Origin of the sequence: Rhizobium sp. AN5 (assembly GCF_900215255.1) — a bacterium.
Classification (GTDB): domain Bacteria; phylum Pseudomonadota; class Alphaproteobacteria; order Rhizobiales; family Rhizobiaceae; genus Agrobacterium; species Agrobacterium tumefaciens.
On sequence record NZ_OCMJ01000004.1, the window covers coordinates 764831 to 782396 of the forward strand.

At 56.8% G+C, this 17566-nt stretch carries 20 protein-coding genes; 9 read left to right on the forward strand and 11 right to left on the reverse strand.

The window, feature by feature from the left end; genetic code table 11:
- Nucleotides 1-225 precede the first annotated feature (225 nt).
- On the forward strand, nucleotides 226-429 hold the full coding sequence (locus tag CRP02_RS16145) for a KTSC domain-containing protein (protein ID WP_313595263.1): 204 nt from the start codon (nucleotides 226-228) through the stop codon (nucleotides 427-429).
- Nucleotides 430-568: 139 nt separating this feature from the next.
- On the opposite strand, the gene CRP02_RS16150 is transcribed toward CRP02_RS16145, so the two are convergent.
- From CRP02_RS16150 to CRP02_RS16170, 5 genes are all read right to left on the reverse strand, one after another.
- Entirely contained in the window at nucleotides 569-775 is a 207-nt protein-coding gene (locus CRP02_RS16150) for a cold-shock protein (RefSeq protein ID WP_210200304.1), read from the reverse strand.
- Nucleotides 776-901: 126 nt separating this feature from the next.
- A complete protein-coding gene (locus tag CRP02_RS16155) occupies nucleotides 902-1990 on the reverse strand; it encodes a phage major capsid protein (RefSeq protein WP_097171724.1) in 1089 nt (362 codons plus the stop codon).
- A gap of 3 nt (nucleotides 1991-1993) precedes the next feature.
- On the reverse strand, nucleotides 1994-2287 hold the full coding sequence (locus CRP02_RS16160) for a hypothetical protein (RefSeq protein WP_097171725.1): 294 nt from the start codon (nucleotides 2285-2287) through the stop codon (nucleotides 1994-1996).
- Nucleotides 2287-2802: a hypothetical protein gene (locus CRP02_RS16165; protein WP_097171726.1), complete on the reverse strand. Its 516-nt coding sequence runs from the start codon at nucleotides 2800-2802 to the stop codon at nucleotides 2287-2289. The genes CRP02_RS16160 and CRP02_RS16165 overlap by 1 nt, the downstream gene beginning before the upstream one ends.
- A gap of 301 nt (nucleotides 2803-3103) precedes the next feature.
- Nucleotides 3104-4069: a hypothetical protein gene (locus CRP02_RS16170; protein WP_097171727.1), complete on the reverse strand. Its 966-nt coding sequence runs from the start codon at nucleotides 4067-4069 to the stop codon at nucleotides 3104-3106.
- A 315-nt stretch (nucleotides 4070-4384) separates the two neighbouring features.
- Here CRP02_RS16170 and CRP02_RS16175 point away from each other — a divergent pair, with 315 nt between their 5' ends.
- The 3 genes from CRP02_RS16175 (at nucleotide 4385) to CRP02_RS16185 (ending at nucleotide 6470) form a co-directional block, all read left to right on the forward strand.
- Complete coding sequence (locus CRP02_RS16175) at nucleotides 4385-4990, forward strand: DUF4145 domain-containing protein (RefSeq protein WP_179784044.1); 606 nt, start codon at nucleotides 4385-4387, stop codon at nucleotides 4988-4990.
- Entirely contained in the window at nucleotides 4987-5502 is a 516-nt protein-coding gene (locus CRP02_RS16180; RefSeq protein WP_097171729.1) for a hypothetical protein, read from the forward strand. Before CRP02_RS16175 ends, CRP02_RS16180 begins: the two co-directional genes overlap by 4 nt.
- Before the next feature lie 104 nt (nucleotides 5503-5606).
- The gene (locus CRP02_RS16185; protein WP_323455372.1) at nucleotides 5607-6470 is read left to right on the forward strand and encodes a putative phage abortive infection protein; all 864 of its coding nucleotides are present in this window, start codon (nucleotides 5607-5609) and stop codon (nucleotides 6468-6470) included.
- Nucleotides 6471-6588: 118 nt separating this feature from the next.
- On the opposite strand, the gene CRP02_RS16190 is transcribed toward CRP02_RS16185, so the two are convergent.
- The 5 genes from CRP02_RS16190 to CRP02_RS16210 form a co-directional block, all read right to left on the reverse strand.
- Nucleotides 6589-7401: a hypothetical protein gene (locus tag CRP02_RS16190; protein WP_143539323.1), complete on the reverse strand. Its 813-nt coding sequence runs from the start codon at nucleotides 7399-7401 to the stop codon at nucleotides 6589-6591.
- Nucleotides 7391-7735, reverse strand: a complete 345-nt coding sequence (locus CRP02_RS16195) for a hypothetical protein (protein ID WP_097171731.1) — start codon at nucleotides 7733-7735, stop codon at nucleotides 7391-7393. Before CRP02_RS16195 ends, CRP02_RS16190 begins: the two co-directional genes overlap by 11 nt.
- An 84-nt stretch (nucleotides 7736-7819) precedes the next feature.
- A complete protein-coding gene (locus CRP02_RS16200; RefSeq protein ID WP_097171732.1) occupies nucleotides 7820-8080 on the reverse strand; it encodes a hypothetical protein in 261 nt (86 codons plus the stop codon).
- A 59-nt stretch (nucleotides 8081-8139) separates the two neighbouring features.
- Nucleotides 8140-8349: a helix-turn-helix transcriptional regulator gene (locus CRP02_RS27175; protein WP_179784045.1), complete on the reverse strand. Its 210-nt coding sequence runs from the start codon at nucleotides 8347-8349 to the stop codon at nucleotides 8140-8142.
- Between the two features lie 215 nt (nucleotides 8350-8564).
- On the reverse strand, nucleotides 8565-9737 hold the full coding sequence (locus tag CRP02_RS16210) for a tyrosine-type recombinase/integrase (protein ID WP_097171733.1): 1173 nt from the start codon (nucleotides 9735-9737) through the stop codon (nucleotides 8565-8567).
- 894 nt (nucleotides 9738-10631) lie between these two features.
- Between CRP02_RS16210 and CRP02_RS16220 the strand changes: the two genes are divergently transcribed.
- From CRP02_RS16220 to CRP02_RS16225, 3 genes are all read left to right on the forward strand, one after another.
- The gene (locus CRP02_RS16220; protein ID WP_065661187.1) at nucleotides 10632-11696 is read left to right on the forward strand and encodes a porin; all 1065 of its coding nucleotides are present in this window, start codon (nucleotides 10632-10634) and stop codon (nucleotides 11694-11696) included.
- Nucleotides 11697-11733: 37 nt separating this feature from the next.
- The gene (locus CRP02_RS27340) at nucleotides 11734-12024 is read left to right on the forward strand and encodes a hypothetical protein (protein WP_143539325.1); all 291 of its coding nucleotides are present in this window, start codon (nucleotides 11734-11736) and stop codon (nucleotides 12022-12024) included.
- A 264-nt stretch (nucleotides 12025-12288) separates the two neighbouring features.
- Nucleotides 12289-13335, forward strand: coding sequence for a porin (locus tag CRP02_RS16225; protein ID WP_097102053.1), 1047 nt, complete (start codon nucleotides 12289-12291; stop codon nucleotides 13333-13335).
- Between the two features lie 145 nt (nucleotides 13336-13480).
- Here the strand turns inward: CRP02_RS16225 and CRP02_RS16230 are convergent, their stop codons facing one another.
- Nucleotides 13481-15553 (reverse strand): lytic transglycosylase domain-containing protein, encoded by a 2073-nt coding sequence (locus CRP02_RS16230; RefSeq protein ID WP_179784046.1) that lies wholly within the window; start codon nucleotides 15551-15553, stop codon nucleotides 13481-13483.
- A 387-nt stretch (nucleotides 15554-15940) separates the two neighbouring features.
- Here CRP02_RS16230 and dapA point away from each other — a divergent pair, with 387 nt between their 5' ends.
- Together dapA and smpB are read left to right on the forward strand one after the other, a co-directional pair.
- Nucleotides 15941-16825, forward strand: a complete 885-nt coding sequence (gene dapA / locus CRP02_RS16235; RefSeq protein ID WP_003512226.1) for a 4-hydroxy-tetrahydrodipicolinate synthase — start codon at nucleotides 15941-15943, stop codon at nucleotides 16823-16825.
- A gap of 162 nt (nucleotides 16826-16987) precedes the next feature.
- Entirely contained in the window at nucleotides 16988-17470 is a 483-nt protein-coding gene (gene smpB / locus CRP02_RS16240; RefSeq protein WP_003512228.1) for an SsrA-binding protein SmpB, read from the forward strand.
- Nucleotides 17471-17566 lie beyond the last annotated feature (96 nt).

The window sequence follows — 17566 nt, forward strand, 5'->3', positions numbered from 1 at the left end:
TGGCTGAGAGGGCGGTCTCTCCAACCGCTAAGAAGAAGGAAGCAGGTATGAGAAATATCAAGGCAAGGCTGGTACGTGTGCGAGCATATGTTCGTAAGCGGTTTGGACGTCAGGAGACCGTCTGCGCTCACTTTCGCTCTATGCCGAAACAGCTCTCGTTCAACTTCTAGAAAGTCAGGCGCGTAATCTGACCCATCAGGGGCAGCTCACCAGAAGGACGACTAAGTGCCGTATTTGAGATCAAGCGCGATATCGCGAGTGGAATACAACGATGCCACGTCTACAATGAGCATCTGGTTCGTTGAGAGCGGTGGGCCGTACGACTACTACCGCGTGCCAGAAAGAGTTTATCTTGGGATAATCAAAGCGTCTTCCGCAGGCACCTACTTCAATATGCATATCAGAGATAGATACTCATCAAACCGATGAATTCAGGCGAAAAAACTCAGTGATTTCTCGCGCGCGTTTGCGCGTGCGCGAGGCAAAAATCTGTGTTTGCATTAAAAGAGCATTCCCGCGCCGGTCCGTGGCCGAGGGGTCTCGGACTTTTTGACCACCCCCGGGTGGGTCATAGGTATGCTGCCTCGCCCCACGTCGTCACCTCGCGGACGTTTACCGCTTTGGTGCGTCCATCCATGCCGGTGACGCGGTCAAAGTCGAAGCGCTGGCCAATGCGCGGCGCATCAGTGTCTGGCATTGCGCTGATGTGTACGAAGTCGCCAGCATTGCCGCGCTCTCCGTCTTCCTGAATGAAGCCGAATCCTCGGTCAGTCATCCACTTGATAATTCGCCCTGACGGCATTGTTTAATCCTTATATGTGAAGGGGTGGCCAGCCGCAGGGGGCTAATACGGCTGGCCTTTGATAGCGGGGCGGAATCACACCCCACTATCTGGATGGCGTTAGGCTGCGAACGTACCTGTGATCAGGCTCTCAGGACGGTAGACCGCCAAAGCCAGACGTTCTTCAACGCGCGCAGTCGCCATGTTCTTCTCGAAGTCATCAGCGTTTTCGGTGCTGATTTCGAAAGTAACCTGCTGTCGGTCGAAGACCTGCGCGGCAGTAGCGAGAGCACCGACAAGGAACTGGCCGGCGGGCATGGCGGTGGTGTCGACAATCGGCAGGCGCCAGACGCGGTCAAGGCCGCCGTCAATTGGATTGCCGATGATGTAGTTTCCGCCTGCGTCCTTGGTCAGCTCCAAAGCCTCAAGGTCGTCAGGGTGGAGCACAATGCCAGTTGCGCGATACTCGGCGCGCCGCACCTGAAGGATGGCGTGCCTCAGCGTGTCGATGCGCGTGTCGCCTGTCTTACGAAGCGCATTGTCGAACGCCGTAGCCTGTGGAACCAGACCAGCGATATTCTGACCTGTGCCAGAGCCAAAGAGGAGCTGGTTTTCTTCCTTGATCTTGAGGCCGGTTGTGCCGCGCAGATCGAGGTAGGAAATCAGGCCAGGGCCATCAGCGAGCATCTGGATGCTGATCTTGAACAGGTGCGCGATTGTACGAACCGGCGCAGTCTTCATGTCGAACGTCAGATCCGAATACGGCTTGGCGGTTGTCTCGGCCACGGGCGCAGCGTTGTTCGTGTAGCCGGTTTCCTGAACGAATTCGATTGAACCAGCCGTAGTGGTGCCAGGGGCGATGAGATCGCGCACGGTCAGAACACGGTCAGGCTTGGCGATGATGCCAGGGCGGCGGTCAGCAGGTACAAGCGAAGTTGCCGCAGAACGGCCTGTGCCGACCGTGGTGTTGCCTGAGGTGATGGCCGCCATCTCTACCGACGCACTGCCACGCACGCGGCCTTCATTCAGATCCTTGAAGGCTGGGCTGTTCACCAATGAAGCCGCAAGGGAGTTGGTAGCATCGTAGTTGTCGTTGTCTTTTTCGCGGGCGGCTCGTTTTTCGAGCCCAGAAATTCGCTCAGACAGGTCGGCTGCCCAGGCGTCAAATTTGTCGCCAACTTCACGGATAAGTGTTGCCAGATCAGTCATATTTTAGTCCTTGAAAATTGAGGGGTTTTCTGCGCGAACTCGATCGCGTCTGGCGTTGTCGTCGGCCAATTCTTCGGCCAACGCCTTTTCCGTTGCTGCGACGGCGGCGCGGAATTCTGTGGTGCTTGCGGCCAGCTTTTCGGCTAGTCGCTCTCGTTCGGGGGTGCTGGCGTAGTGCCACTCCCAAACATGGGCGCGGGCAGCGGCACCGTGTTTCACAAGGGCCACCACGTCGGATGCAGGTGATTGCTGGCTGGCCACGTCTGCGGCTGCCATGATGAGGTCTTTGATGGACATCAGTTTTTTCCAATGTTGATGATTGCGGCCAGGGCGTCGGCCTGAGCTGGTGACTGGCCTTGGAGTTCAGCAGCTATGGCAGCGACTGCTTCACCCGGAACTATGCGAGCTGGCGAGGCGCTGTCGCGGGATGGCGGGTCGCCGAAAAGCAAGTGCTGGTTATCGACCGTGACGGATACGCCAGCGGGTGACTGGCGAACCATGAGGTGGCGCACCTGCCGTGGTGGCCCGAAGAGGAGTTCGCTTAGGAGCGTATCGAAGCGCTGGCCGTCTGTGGTGGTCAGGGCGCCGAAGGTCTTTGATGCCAGCGGGCCTGTTCCGATTCCCGATTCCCCGAGAAGCGCCAACAGAAGCGTGACGACCTCGGGCTCTGAAATATCAATTGGAAAACGGCGGCTTCCTTCGGTCTTTTGAAGCTTGCAGTCGTCTTGCAGCTTTCCGGCGATAGCCTGGACCCTGCCGACTTTCATGCCGAGCCGGCGCGCGAAAAGGTGCACGCATTCGTACAGGCGCATAGTGCACCTCCTATTTCTTGACAATTGGGATTACTTGAGCAAAAAAAATCGCAGGCGCTCTGCCGGTCATCGAGGAGACAGACGTCGGCAGAGCGCGCGATCGAACCGCGATACCACTCGCGGGATTTCAGGGTGGCAGTACATCCGTGCGCACCATGATTGGTGCCGGAGCCTGCTCGCTCCGGCTTCCGATAGCGCGACCCAAGGCCCTGCCGTCAGAAACAAAAAAGGCGGCCCGAAGACCGCCAATTGAAATTCATAGAACCATTATATCACATCAGGCCAGACCGACCCCCACCCCCTATGCGACTTTGAGAATGGCGGCGCGATTGTCATTTGCGGCCGTGTGCCATGTCTTCGGTAGGTCGGTGGACTTGCGCCCCAATGTCGAGACGTGGGCATCCTTGATGGTCGTCCCGTCTGCCTCGGCTTCGCGTTCGCGCCTCTTCATGTCGGTCATATCGGCGAAACATTCCTTCGCGATTAGCAGGGCGTCAACGACCTTCTGCCGGCCAAGCTTGGCAGCATCTTCCTTGTTGCCGCCGTATTCCCTGCCGATAGCCGCCATCGTCTTCCCGAAGACAAGAGCATCGACCAGCGGACGCCAGAGGTGCATCGTGCGGTAGCGAATGAATGCTGCAGCATGCCTTGCGTCGATCCGTCGCTCACAGATGGCTGTGCCTTCGCGGTTTGCCGTTTCGTAGACATCGACAAAATCCGCGGCGATGTTCCGAAGATTTTCGGCGATGCGTCCCGTCCGAAACTCTGCCTCAACCGGCAAACCTTCTCCAGCCCATTTTCGCTCTTCCTGTGTCGCCAGCAGGGGCTTGGCTTCTTCAAGAAGTTCGCGGCTTGCCTGGGGAGCGCCGATATTAGCCCGAACCGCGAGCCGGTAGCGCTGGGGGCGCATTGCCTGCCGTTCATCCTCCACCTTCCTCGCCAAAACGATGCGGTTCGCCTCAATGGGGTCGCGCTCCTGGGTATCGAATAGGTGGGCGTCTGCCCATTGGATGTCGCGCTTTTGCACGTCCAGTTTGATGTGGGGCAGTGGGTGCGAGAAATCCCATTTGCCTGAAGCATCCCGACCGTATCTCACTGCCAACCGATATGGATGGTTCTCGACATCGCGGAAGCCGAAGCCGGCGCCGCGATCGATGTCTCCCAACCAGTGTTTGCGGTCGGCAATAGGAACGTCATTGAAATCTACGGGATTGTCATTTGCGGGAATGTGCTTAAGCGGATTTTTCGCAAGCGTGATCTTCTTCAAGGTGAGCAGACCTTTCGGAAAGAGGAAATTTTCTATGTGCGGAAGCGCCGAAAATCAGCGAGTTACACCCTAGACCAATTTTACAAATTTGTCAATATTTGCTTGACTTTTGCTGTGAATTGTGAAGTCAGCAGCAGCGCGTACCAATCTTTCGATTAGTAATTTTGTGGAGACCTAAGATTTAAGCTGGCGCATTTTTTACTTACGTGAGAATTTTCTTGCATTGCCGCTTAGAGTAGAAAAATGGCTTTCTTAATCACTGATTGCGTAAGGTGCCCCGCCACTCATGTTCAGCATACCCTGATCGGGGAAAAAATGAACGACGAGTACGGATACGATTGGGAGTTGGCGTTAGCGTGCCACGCGTGCCAGAGGGTGTCAGTCTATGGTTGTCGCCTTCAAGTGAACGGCTACACGCCGTCGGGATATGCGGGCGAGGGTGACATCAAGCCGATAGTGACACGCATCGAAGCAGTGAAGATTGGAGTTTCCGAGCTCGCGGTTTCTGATTCCATTCCACAGCGCGTTGCCGATCTGTTCATTGAGGCCAATGCGTGCCGGCAAATGATGAGGTACGAGGCGGCTGGAGCAATGTTTCGCAAAACCGTGGATGTTGCTACGAAGTTCATCTACGCAAATGATGGGCGCCTTGCTAATAAGTCGCCAGCGCAAGCGCTCCGCGTCAGAATTAAGTCTCTCGGAGAAATGAAAATTCTGGACGAAGAAATTGTCGAACTTGCCGATGTTGCCGCTTTAGACGGCAACGATGCAACGCATGACGTTGATCCATATACGATGGAAGAAGCAGAGGCCCTCGAAGAACTTACCCTCGACCTTCTTGACCGTCTTTTCGTAAGGCCAGCGCGGCTTGCAGCCGTCAAAGCGAAACAAATCGCGTCGGGCCAGAGGTTGTCAATATGACACTTGCACCTCAAACAAAACAATTCATGAAGGAGCGACACGAGGTCGCCGATATCGTCTACAAAGACTACAAAGAGATGCAGCGCGCGACGTTTGATGTTGCAAGTCAGTGGGGGCGCTGGCTACTCGCAAGCCTGCTCTTGATCCACGGCGGCGCGCTGTTTGGTCTCTTTACATTTCTTAGTGATCTCGCCGAGAAACCCGAAGCCTTGTCCAAATATCAATGGACGGTTTGGTGGTTCGTCGCCGGACTGATGCTAACCTTGTTGTCTGGCTTCATGGCTTGGATAAATTGGTCGATGCACAGTGACAACTATGACGCTTGGGCCAATAAGCCAATGCTATGGGACCCTGAACAGTGGACAGGTCAAAGTGTCCATACGTGGGGTCTAGATGTGACCAACTGGGGCGCGATCATTTTCGGCGCTTTATCTGCGTCGTGCATTCTTGGCGGCGCCTATTTCACTATGAACGGTAACTGGGTGGAATCCATAAGAACAGCGGTGGTTTAAAAAAACGGCCGGTGCAAAATCGCCCCGACCTTCCTGTCTGCTTAGACGGTGATAAATACACCGCAGACCCGGCGCCGATCCCGATATCGCACCTCGAAGGTTACATGATGCGTAAAATAATCCTCACCATCTCGCTCGCGGCCATCGTTGTCATAGGGGCTTGGATTTACTGGGCGTTTCACTCAGTTCAAATTGCGCATTGGGCACTAAATTCGATCTATATTCCGGAGCAAGCCGGTCCTTGGGGGGATTCGTTTGGAGCCTACAATGCGTTGTTCGGTGCCTTGGGGGCAACCGCCGTTGTTGGAACGCTTTTGCTACAGGGTCGAGCCCTTAGATTGCAGCAGGAGGACCAGCATAGGCAGCGCTTTGAGGCAAACTTCTTTCAGCTCCTAGGGGTGATTCGCGAGAACAGGAGGGATGTTAGATTCGCAAACTCAGAAAAATACCTGTTGGCCAATCCTAAAGCCAAAGACCAGGTAAAAAGAGAACATTTTGCCTTCAGGGCGGCCTATCGCGAAATGCGTTACGCCATCATTGGGGCGCTTCGCCAGAAACAAGATATTACAGTCGAAGAACTCGCGAAATTGTATGCCGAGAACGTTCACGTTCGCTACGAGAGCACGTTAGGTGCGTATTTTCGATTGGTTTACGAAACTCTTGATCGCGTCGAACGCGACGATCGTCTCACTTACGAGGAAAAAAACGAATTTGGAAATCTCGTGCGCGGCCAAATGACAAGTTTTGAAGTTGCTATTGCGGGCTGCAACGCTTTGAATGATTTTGCCAAAGACTTTAAACGCTTAATTATAAGATTTCGCCTTTTGAAGTATGCCAAAAAGGGCGAGGTCTACGACGAACTTCTCAAGCACTATCCGCCCGAGACCTTTCAGGGCCGAGAGACTAACCGCGCTCCAGATCCAGAGTCGGTCGAAGATGTTGATGACGACAATGGATGGGATGAGTGATCGTCAAAAGGATCACTCATCGCAGTCAAAGCGCCCCTAAGCCGCCCTAGCAAACACCGCCAGTTCCCGCCCGACATCGCCAGCAGGTCGTCGAGCGAGTGTATGTCTCGTGGACTGGTCATGTGGCCTCCAATGGAAGAAAGTCGTCGCTGGCCGTAAGAAGCAACGGAACACCTATCACGTCGCTGGGCTCACCGATTTCGTCGATACCCAACGCGATCTTGAGCCTCTCTATCCTCTTCGTGCCACGGTCCTGCGTTGCCTGGTCATTGCTGTGGATACAGATCGCATATGGCTCCCTCGCGCCCCCGTCGACCTCAAACTCCATATGAAGCCACAATGAGTCGTCTTCTTCATCCTTCTGGATTTCACTCGCCACAATCCTCGTCACGCGATCAGACGCACGGGCCGGGGCGGCCGACAGGCCCGACCCCGTGCCCGCTGCGGATGTATCTCTTACTTTGTCACCGGTTGTAACCGGGACAAGTAAGAGGGATTCGGTATTGCCTGCGATACCGCTAGACCGATTAGAGGTATCGCCTACAGAACCACTAGGGGTATTGCCTGCAATACCGCTGGTTTCCGTAGTGGTATCGTACACAATACCACTACTAGAGGTATCGCCAGCAATACCGCTAGAAAAGCCGAAGTTTGGCCTGTATTCGCTGGGGCGGGTTCCTTGACCTTCGCGTACGAGCTCAATCGCGCGGTTATCCACTAACCTGCGAAGGGACGCCACGACATTGGCGCGGGTCGCGTTGGTCGCCTTTTCCAGATACCTGAGGCTTGCCCGCGCATTCCCATGTCGTGAAACGTAACGCTCAATCAATTCGGCCATCACCTTGTGATCGAGTTTGGTTGCCCAATCTGTGCGGATCACCATAAGGAGCAACATATGCTTCGCCAGAAGGCCATCTGGTTTATCGCTCATATTTAGCCATCCGTGCGTCATGTGCCGCCCGCCATTCATCCCCGCGCTCGACGACAGGGATGTACATCGCGCGGCCGTCCTCGGTGCGCCCGATCTCCTTGATGAAACCGGCATCGATCGCGCCCTTGATGGTATTCCACATGGTTTTGCGGCCGACGCCGTAGCGCGCAGCCAGGGCGTTTGTGCGCAGGACGGCAAAGCCGTTTTCTCGCCACTGGTCGACGACAAGGCCGGGAATGCGAAAGCCGTTCTTTGTCTTGAGCACATAGGCGCCAGCGGTCATGTAGTCGGTTAGACGCTCGATATCGTCATCGTTGAGCGATTGGTGGTCCATCTCAATCCTTTCAGGAGAGCGCGCGAATGCGTTCCTGCCGGTGGGCGCCGGCAGGGTGTTGTCTGTTGGCGATTGTGAGGGTGGTTAGGCGGCTGCGATCGTGCGCAGGTTCGCGATGATGGCGCGCCAAGCCGATACAGTGAAGTCGATACATATCGGCGCGTCTTCATCTTCAAGCTCTTCAAAAGAGCACTCTCGGCCCTCAGCCTCTTGCTCGAATTGCTCAGAGAATTTGTAGGCCAGTCTTTTCGCTAACGTCCCAAGGAACTCCGCGGACGTAACAGGGGGGGGCAAGATGGTATCGAAATCGCAAGCGGTGAGGACTGTCGATTGTGTTTCAGTCATAGCTTCTCCTTCGCCGGCAGCGCCGGACGTTGCAGTTTATGATGATGTTTGGGGTTGGTTTAGGCCACCCTCGCGCCGATCGCTGTCTCGATCCAATCCTCCACCTCGGCACGGACGTAGGCGATGCGCTTAAGGCCGATCTGCACCGGCTGCGGGAAGCGGTTTTCTTTGGACATGCGGGCAAGCAGCACGCGCGACATAGTCGTTGCGGCCGCTGCTTCTTTCGGCGTCATCAGTCGTGGCTTGTTGTCATTCGCTGGAATGGTCATGGTGTCTCCTCGAAGGCAAGACAGAGTCATGGCGTGAAATGGAACGATGATTTTTTGAGAAGGTTCGGTTGCCGGCTGATACCGGAGAAGGTTCGTGGCGCTGGGCGCCAATTAGCCGGTTTTCCCGGCGCTGCGTCTTGGCGGGAACCACCCCGCCGAATGCCGCAACCACCACAATTGCGACGCTCATTTAATAGACCGATTTTACAAATTTGTCAAGATTTGGAAACTGTTGAAACCTTGCTTTCGCAGTATTCGGTCCAGTCCTCCATCATGGCACGACGCTTCGCGAGCGCGTCACTTCGGCGGTATGCTTGTTCAACGACATCACCCACGGCGTGGGCAAGGGCAGCTTCCGCAACCTCTCGGGGGTGGCCAGTGGTATCACCCGCCCAGTCGCGGAATGATGAACGCAGGCCGTGCAAGGTGATTTTTTTATCCTCTGACGCGGCACGCAGGCTCTTCACCATGGCTGTGTCTGATATAGCTGCGCCTTCTTTGCCGCCTTCAAATATCAAGTCACCAGTCGCCACCTGCTTACGCGCCTCAAGGATAGCCAGCATTCGGCCGGTGAGCGGAACGCGGTGCTCGCGGCCAACCTTCATTCTCTCAGCTGGCACAATCCAAACCGCCTGGGCGAAATCAATTTCAGACCAGACGGCGCCGCGGACTTCGCCAGAACGTGAAGCGGTGAGGGCGGTAAACTCCACGGCCCGAGCCGAAACAGCGTCACTTGCCCGAAGCTTCGCCATGATAGCAGGCATGTCTTTATATGCCGCCGCTGCATGGTGGCCGCGCGTGAGCTTGCTTCGTGCGGGCAGAAGCTCTTTCAAGCCACCGCGCCAGCTGGCCGGGTTATCACCGGTGAACAGCCCGCGTGCCCGCGCATGGTCCAATACCGCTGCGATTCGCATTCTGGTTCGGTCGGCGGTTTCCGGAATGGTGGTCCAGATAGGTTTGAGGGCTTCAACAACGTCGTCGCGTGTGATTTCGCCAACCGGCTTCTTGTGGAGCGCCTTCGCGTATTCATCGAGCGTCATTCGCCATTGCGCCTTATGCTTCTCATTCTTGAAGCTGGCTTCCTTCACGGCAATGACGTCTTCCATGACGTCGGCGAATGTTTTGCGCGTCGCCAGATCCTCGCCGCGCGCCAACCGCGCACGGACCTCATCCGCCTTTTCGCGGGCCAAAGAAAGTGGCACGGGCGCCGTGCCTTGGCCGTATCCGCCCAGACCGATCTCAACGCGCTTACCTGCACGTTTGTAGATGAACACCCACTGACGGCTGCCACCGGCGCGCACGCGAAGAAACAAGCCATCACCGTCGCCGTATATGCCCGGCTTCGTTAGCGTCTTGATCTTGGTTTCTGAAAGCTTGTTGCGTGCCATGCTTCGCCCGTTGTCATAACTTTATGCAGGAAACTATGGCAAATATGGCCATTGTCAATCAAATCGTGTCAGTAATTTCAATAGCTTACGGAGCGTGGCGGACATCCTCTCCGCCATTTCGGCACGAAGCCTGAAATTATAAATCTCCCTAAACAGCTACTTCTTCGCAGCAGACACCCAACGCATGCGTTTCGGCATGCCAGTTCGTTCTTCAGCGCGTTTCGCGAAACGCCGGACCCCTGCGATAAACCGCAGGATAGTGGAGAGAGCTAGTGCGTCGAGGCGATTCTGCCCCTCGTTTCTTGCAGGCAGTTACAAAGTACTCTGTACCCAAATGACACACACTCGTATCGCGCGCCGTTTTGGCGACTCGTCCCGTAACGCTTGCGGACGCAATCGGCCAAGCAATTGAAGTGCCGGAGCCTGTGAGCCGAATCGTTGATCGGGGAATCGGTGGCGAACCGCGCGGGTTTCACTGTTGTTTCTCTGTGCGCGCCGGGGTGCCATACTAAGGGTGGGGCCGGAACGGGGCAAAAGTTTCCGTCGCCCTTGCCCGGCGGGGCAAGGGATCTCGGAAAAGGCCTATAGTTTAGAAAGACCTTGTTAACCGCGCTAACTAACGGATTTTCAAGTCATTTCTTAACGCATGGTAAAGCCACCTGTGGGCCGCGTGCCCACTGTGTGCTGTTTCCGCAACAAACCGAAATGAAGCATGTACGTAAATGCGCTTTATCGGATGTTGGCGATTGCAAGCGGCGAAACGTTTTGTATTTTCACGACCAGAAGCGAGGCGGTGGATCGTTTGGCTTCTAAGAACACGGGAATGGGGCAGGGAATGCTGTCCTTCGGCAAAAGTACCCAGACCCACTTAAAAACTTTGACTGGAGGTCAATCATGAACATCAAGAGCCTTCTCATCGGCTCCGCTGCGGCTCTCGCAGCAGTATCCGGCGCTCACGCTGCCGACGCTATCGTCGCTGCTGAGCCTGAGCCCCTGGAATACGTTCGCGTTTGCGACGCTTTCGGCACCGGCTTCTTCTACATCCCCGGCACCGAAACCTGCCTGAAGTTCGATGGTTACATCCGTTTCCAGACCGACTTCGGCCGTAACCTGTCCGGTTCGTCTGACTGGAACTCGTTCACCCGCGCTCAGTTCAACATCGACACCCGCACCGACACCGAACTCGGCGCTCTGCGTGGTTACATCGGTCTTCGTGGTCAGGCTAACAACGACTCCGCACGTGGCGTTGTTGTCGACCAGGCTTTCATCGAGCTCGGCGGCCTGAAGGTCGGTTACTACTACAACTGGTGGGATGATGGTCTCTCCGGCGAAGTCGATAGCCTTTCTTCGAACGCTACGCGTCTGAACGCTATCCGTTACACCTACGACGCTGGCTCGTTCTACGTAGGCGTTGCAGTTGAAGAGCTGGATGCTGCTCGCGGCACTTCCAACATCTCTGCAGCTCTGACAAAGGGCGGTTCGTTCGAATCTGCTAACAACGTTGGCGTAAGCGGCATCATCGGTGCTAACTTCGGTGCCGTTAAGGCTAACCTGCTCGGCGGCTACGACACCGACCAGGAAAATGGTGCAATCCGTGCAATCGTCACGGCTGACATCGGTCCGGGCACCTTCGGTATCTCTGGTATTTGGGCTTCTGGCGCAAACAACTACTACGAAGAGTCCGAGTGGACTGTTGCTGCTGAATACGCAATCAAGGCAACTGACAAGCTGACCATCACCCCCGGCGCTCAGTACTTCAGCAAGATCGACATCGGCGCTGACAACGACTTCGTTGGCGATCGCGATGCATGGCGCGCTGGCGTAGCTGTTGGCTACAAGATCACCCAGGGCCTCTCCACGCTCGTTTCGGTTAACTACCAGGACGTAGACGGCACCGAAGGTGTAAACGGCGGCGGCGACAGCTGGGTTGGTTTCGTTCGCCTTCAGCGCACGTTCTAATCTGATCTGACATTGTCAGTGATGGAAAGCCCGGCTCTTGAGCCGGGCTTTTTTGTTTGATGCACATTGGCGAGGGGCAGGCAAAGCGTCGATTGGCCGGCGTTTCGATATCCCGGCGACTTTCCGTTACGGCTTAGGTCGGTTTGTATCGTTGTTGATTCGTTTGCCACTCAACTGTTTTGGGCCTGTCGAACTGGGAACTGATTCTCTCCTGCTGCGGATGGAAGCCTTGCTGCCGACAGCCCGATTTCCCACCAATGGCACCGCGTTTCCGACGCTTTCCCATGGCGCAGCGATGTCAGAATTCTGGCGGCGGGATGAGGATTGACTTATCTCATTTATCGGCATTTCGCTTAAGTCGCTGAAAAGCATGAATTATTAACGTTTTGTTAGGAAGTGCTGCCCGTCGGTTAGAATTGTAGCTATTTCGCAACAATGCAAAACTAAGGTCCCCTTACTGTCTTCCTTTTGTCATCATTGGGATTGCCTCCCCGACCGGTTTTGGCTCTAATCATCTCCATAAGCGGCACGCATTTAGTTGTGTTTCCCCACCCGCTGCTTAGAAAATTAAGCGTTTGACTGGAGGTCAACCATGAACATCAAGAGCCTTTTGATCGGCTCCGCTGCGGCTCTCGCAGCAGTATCCGGCGCTCACGCTGCCGACGCTATCGTCGCTGCTGAGCCTGAGCCCCTGGAATACGTTCGCGTTTGCGACGCTTTCGGCACCGGCTTCTTCTACATCCCCGGCACCGAAACCTGCCTGAAGTTCGACGGTTACATCCGTTTCCAGACGGACTTCGGTCGTAACCAGTCCGGTACGTCTGACTGGAACTCGTTCACGCGCGCCCAGTTCAACATCGACACCCGCACCGACACCGAACTCGGCGCTCTGCGTGGTTACATCGGTCTTCGTGGCCAGGCTAACAACGACTCGAGCCGCGGCGTAAACGTCGACCAGGCTTTCATCGAGCTCGGCGGCCTGAAGGTCGGTTACATGTACACCTGGTGGGATGATGATCTCTCCGGCGAAACCGACATCCTGTCTTCCAACACCACCCGTGGCAACGCTCTGCGTTACACCTACGACGCTGGTTCGTTCTATGCTGGTATCAGCGTTGAAGAACTGGATGCCGGTCGTGACGTTTCCAACCTCACGGGCGATATCAAGGGCGGTTCGTTCGAAGGCCCGAACAACGTTGGCGTCAGCGGTATCGTTGGTGTCAAGTTCGGTGCTGTCACCGCCAACCTGCTCGGCTCCTACGACACGGACCAGGAAAATGGCGCAATCCGCGCTATCCTGTATGCTGACATCGGTCCCGGCACCTTCGGTCTCTCTGGCGTTTGGGCTTCTGGCGCAAACTACTACTACGAAGAGTCCGAGTGGGCAGTTGCTGCTGAATACGCAATCAAGGCAACTGACAAGCTGACCATCACCCCCGGCGCTCAGTACCTCGGTACGATCGATATCGCTCCTGATGGTGACTTCACCGGCGACAACGATGCATGGCGCGCTGGCCTGACGGTTGATTACAAGATCACCCAGGGTCTCGATGCCAAGATCGCTGCAAACTACCAGGACGTCGATGGTCCGACCGGCGACAGCTGGACCGGCTTCGTTCGCCTTCAGCGCACGTTCTAATCTGATCTGACATTGTCAGTGATGGAAAGCCCGGCTCTCGAGCCGGGCTTTTTCGTTTGAGTGCTGTAAATCCTAAAAACAAAAAAAGCACCGGGCGTGCCGGTGCTTTGATATTTTGACAGTGATCAACTGATAAACCGGCCTTCTATCCCGCCCGGCCATGACGCAGGTCATCGACAATATCGGCCTGTTGCCCCAGCCTCGTCTTGTAGACCTGATAATTCTCCATCACCCGCTGCACGTAATTGCGGGTTTCGGGGAAGGGGATGCGCTCGATCCAGTCCACGACGTCGTCGATCGGCTTGCCACGCGGGTCGCCATAGCGGGCAATCCATTCCGGCACACGTTTCGGGCCGGCATTATAGGCGATGAAGGTGAGGATGTAGGAGCCGCCGAAACTGTCGATCTGTTCGCCGAGATAATGTGCGCCGAGCGTGGCGTTATATCCGGCGTCGCTGGTCAGCATTGCCTGAGTGTAGGGCAGGCCGTGGCGCCCGGCCACGCCCTTGGCGGTTCCCGGCAGCAATTGAAGCAGCCCGCGAGCATTGGCAGCGGAGACGGCGGCCGGGTTGAAGGCGCTTTCCTGCCGGGCGATGGCATAGGCAAGCGCCTTGCCCGAACCGGCAATATTGGCACTGGCGGGAATGACACCGAGCGGATAGGCGAGTGCCGCCGCATCGATGCCGCGGCTGAAGGCCGTCTTGCCGATTTGCAGTGATACCTGATGGTTGCCGTTGCCCTCCGCCCTTGCTGCCAGAATGGCAAGCTCGCCCGGGCTGTCGAGCTGATCTGCCAATGACCTGTAGAGGCTGTCGGCCCGCCAGCCGTAGCCTGCGGCTTCCAGCCTGTCGATGGCCCGCACGGCTTCGCGGCCGGCAAATCGTTCACGGTCGGCAGCGCTCGGAGCAGGGTATGTGACGTTCAGCGTCTTTGCATCGATTCGTGCGGCGGCAAGCTGGCCGTAAAAGGTGCCGGAATGGGCAGCCGCCTTGGTGAAGAAATCGCGGGCATTGCCCGGTCCGCCGGCTTCCGCTGCCCGCCCGAGCCAATAATAGGCCCGCGAGGCGGAAAGTGGCCGGTTCGAGGTCTGCAAAAGGGTGTTGAAGTGGCGTGAAGCCGTGGCGGGATCGCGCAGTGCCCGCAACGCGTACCAGCCGGCATGGAATTCCGCATCGGCAACATCGACGGCTGATGTGGCCGAATGATTGGCGACGATGCGATAAGCCTCGGCAAAATCGCCGAGATCGGCGACGCCGCGCGCGATGATTCGCCGCTCGTTCCACCATTCGCCGGGATTGACGAGTTTTGCCGTGTCCTTCGGGGCCTGCTTTAAAAGTGCTGCGGCTTCCGGATATTTCTGCTGGTTGCGGATATTTTCGATGCGCGCGAAGAGAAAAGCAGGGTCGCTGCGCAAGTTGGCGTCAACCTTGCCCAGCAGCGCCACGGCATTGCCTGAGCGCTGCAGGACGGCGGCCCAGGCATTGTAGAGCGACTGCGCCTTGCCGAGATCGCCGAAACGTTTCGCCTGGCCGATTCGGCTGCGATACATCAGATAATCCATCCGCGCCTTGTGGTCTGCGGGCGTCAGATAGGTGGGGAACTCGGCAAGAACACGGTCTTCCATGTCCTTGTCCATGCCTTCGCTCACCCAGAGATGGCGAATGAGGCGTTGTGCTTCCAAAGCCTTGCCGGAAGAGGTGAGGGCCTTGGCGAGCACCACGGTGCCCTCGGCTGTTTCCGGCCGGCCGCTGCCAAAAGCGGCAAGCACCTGGGGTGACGGTGGATTTTCGCGGTAAAGCGCCTTTTCGGAATTGGCGCGCAGTGTCGCCGCACCCGGCCACCCCGCCAGCTCGCTCTGGGCTGTAGTGATTTCGGCGGAAGGCACGTCCTTCTGCCCGGAAATGGCAATCGCCCAGGTAAGAATATGCCGGTCAAGACTGCCTGTCTGCATGGCGTTGCGAACGGCGATGGCGCGTGTCGTGTCACGGCTGGAAAGCGCATCCAGTCCGGCTTTAAGCTGGTTCGCATCGTCAGGCCGGTTAAGGCGTGGTATGGCGCCGGTAATTTCGGGCGAGGCCGGCATGAAGGCGGGAACAGCAGACGCATTCGGCTTCACATAGGGAAGCGGCACGGCAGCTTCCGGCACGGGGCCGGCAAGCGCGTTCCAAACAGTCGCGGCAAGACCTGCCGCCATCAATCCCCAAACTGTCTTTTTCATACCGCTCTTCATCACCGGACGGAAACAATCGACCTTCTTGTATTGTCGTTTCATTGCAGCGGGATTGCGAAATGCGCCAGTGCGTTGCACCTATGAGTTTCGCCTCAGATCCCGCTCTGGAATCTACGGAGACTGTGCTTAACGAAACCTTACTTTCCGCTCGGCACTCCAATCAACTTTTATTCACCGGTCTGCGAGCGGCGTAAAATTCCACCGCCTCGTTTTTTGCCTGCCGCGTGAGCTTCCGCGACTGTCACACTTCCGACAATTTCGGACAAAATAGGCTGCCTTTGCGCTTGTCGGCGCCAAGGGCTGGCACTAATGTGTGCCGGTTTTAATCATCGAATGCGGCCGAAGCATGAACCGGCTCGGCGCCAGGAGCTTTGTATGTTCAAGGGATCAATTCCCGCCCTCATTACCCCGTTCACGGACAATGGTGCCGTGGACGAACAGGCATTTGCCGCCCATGTGGAATGGCAGATTGCCGAAGGCAGCAACGGACTTGTGCCTGTGGGCACGACGGGGGAATCTCCAACCCTGTCCCACGACGAGCACAAACGTGTCGTCGAGCTGTGCATCGAGGTAGCGGCGAAACGGGTTCCTGTCATTGCGGGCGCGGGCTCCAACAATACCGATGAAGCGATCGAACTTGCCCTGCACGCGCAGGATGCTGGCGCGGATGCGCTGCTGGTGGTCACCCCCTACTACAACAAGCCGACGCAGAAGGGGCTTTTCGCCCATTTTTCCGCGGTTGCCGAAGCGGTGAAACTGCCGATCGTCATTTATAACATCCCGCCGCGCTCGGTGGTGGATATGTCGCCGGAAACCATGGGTGCGCTTGTGAAGGCGCACAAGAACATCGTCGGCGTCAAGGATGCGACGGGCAAGCTCGACCGCGTCTCAGAACAGCGGATTTCCTGCGGCAAGGATTTCATCCAGCTGTCCGGCGAAGATGGCACGGCGCTCGGCTTCAATGCCCATGGTGGCGTCGGCTGCATTTCGGTCAGTGCCAATGTTGCGCCACGCCTCTGTTCCGAATTCCAGGCGGCCATGCTTGCAGGCGACTATGCCAAGGCGCTGGAGTATCAGGACCGCCTGATGCCGCTGCACCGGGCCATCTTCATGGAACCTGGTGTCTGCGGCACAAAATATGCGCTTTCGAAGACCCGTGGCGGCAACCGCAAGGTCCGCTCGCCGTTGATGAGCACGCTGGAACCGGCAACGGAAGCGGCAATCGACGCGGCGCTGAAGCATGCCGGCCTGATGAACTGAGGGACGCCTGAAACCCGAAAGGCGCGCAATGGGACTGCTTCGCGACAGAAGCCGTTTCGCGCGCCTTTTCTTTTCGTAACGACGATACTAAATAGAAACGTGAAAACCGCTCGTGGCGGACAAGCCGCAGGCGCAATAAGAAAAACAAGGGATTGAAATATCATGGCCCCCAAAGGCAGCCAGCGCGTGGTGAACAAGATCGTTGCGGAAAACCGCAAGGCTCGTTTCAACTACGAAATCATCGACACCTATGAGGCGGGTTTGGTGCTGACCGGCACCGAGGTCAAGGCGCTGCGCGAAGGCAAGGCGAACATCGCCGAGTCCTACGCATCGGACGAGGGCGATGAAATCTGGCTCATCAATTCCCACCTTCCGGAATATCTGCAGGCGAACCGGTTCAACCACGAGCCGCGCCGCCGTCGCAAGTTGCTGCTGAACAAGCGCGAGATCAACCGTCTGCGCGCCGGTATCAACCGTGAAGGCATGACGCTGGTGCCGCTGAAGGTCTATTTCAACGAAAAGGGCCGTGCGAAGCTGGAACTGGCACTGGCCAAGGGCAAAAAGCTGCACGACAAGCGCGAGACGGAGAAGGAGCGCGACTGGAACCGACAGAAGTCGCGGCTGCTGAAGGGCAACAACGCCTAGAGCTTACTCCCTCATTCCTGCGCTTGTCGCAGGAATCAAGCCGCCGAGCGTCTGCGCGGCGAGAGAGTTGTTTTCAGCCCAAGGACTTGGGCTGGC

What these genes read in the sequence shown, in the direction of transcription:
- CRP02_RS16150 (WP_210200304.1), bottom strand. Translation starts at nt 775, where the DNA reads ATGACTGACCGAGGATTCGGCTTCATTCAGGAAGACGGAGAGCGCGGC.
- CRP02_RS16155 (WP_097171724.1), bottom strand. Translation starts at nt 1,990, where the DNA reads ATGACTGATCTGGCAACACTTATCCGTGAAGTTGGCGACAAATTTGAC.
- CRP02_RS16160 (WP_097171725.1), bottom strand. Translation starts at nt 2,287, where the DNA reads ATGTCCATCAAAGACCTCATCATGGCAGCCGCAGACGTGGCCAGCCAG.
- CRP02_RS16165 (WP_097171726.1), bottom strand. Translation starts at nt 2,802, where the DNA reads ATGCGCCTGTACGAATGCGTGCACCTTTTCGCGCGCCGGCTCGGCATG.
- CRP02_RS16175 (WP_179784044.1), top strand. Translation starts at nt 4,385, where the DNA reads ATGAACGACGAGTACGGATACGATTGGGAGTTGGCGTTAGCGTGCCAC.
- CRP02_RS16180 (WP_097171729.1), top strand. Translation starts at nt 4,987, where the DNA reads ATGACACTTGCACCTCAAACAAAACAATTCATGAAGGAGCGACACGAG.
- CRP02_RS16185 (WP_323455372.1), top strand. Translation starts at nt 5,607, where the DNA reads ATGATGCGTAAAATAATCCTCACCATCTCGCTCGCGGCCATCGTTGTC.
- CRP02_RS16190 (WP_143539323.1), bottom strand. Translation starts at nt 7,401, where the DNA reads ATGAGCGATAAACCAGATGGCCTTCTGGCGAAGCATATGTTGCTCCTT.
- CRP02_RS16195 (WP_097171731.1), bottom strand. Translation starts at nt 7,735, where the DNA reads ATGGACCACCAATCGCTCAACGATGACGATATCGAGCGTCTAACCGAC.
- CRP02_RS16200 (WP_097171732.1), bottom strand. Translation starts at nt 8,080, where the DNA reads ATGACTGAAACACAATCGACAGTCCTCACCGCTTGCGATTTCGATACC.
- CRP02_RS27175 (WP_179784045.1), bottom strand. Translation starts at nt 8,349, where the DNA reads ATGACCATTCCAGCGAATGACAACAAGCCACGACTGATGACGCCGAAA.
- CRP02_RS16210 (WP_097171733.1), bottom strand. Translation starts at nt 9,737, where the DNA reads ATGGCACGCAACAAGCTTTCAGAAACCAAGATCAAGACGCTAACGAAG.
- CRP02_RS16220 (WP_065661187.1), top strand. Translation starts at nt 10,632, where the DNA reads ATGAACATCAAGAGCCTTCTCATCGGCTCCGCTGCGGCTCTCGCAGCA.
- CRP02_RS16225 (WP_097102053.1), top strand. Translation starts at nt 12,289, where the DNA reads ATGAACATCAAGAGCCTTTTGATCGGCTCCGCTGCGGCTCTCGCAGCA.
- CRP02_RS16230 (WP_179784046.1), bottom strand. Translation starts at nt 15,553, where the DNA reads ATGAAAAAGACAGTTTGGGGATTGATGGCGGCAGGTCTTGCCGCGACT.
- dapA (WP_003512226.1), top strand. Translation starts at nt 15,941, where the DNA reads ATGTTCAAGGGATCAATTCCCGCCCTCATTACCCCGTTCACGGACAAT.
- smpB (WP_003512228.1), top strand. Translation starts at nt 16,988, where the DNA reads ATGGCCCCCAAAGGCAGCCAGCGCGTGGTGAACAAGATCGTTGCGGAA.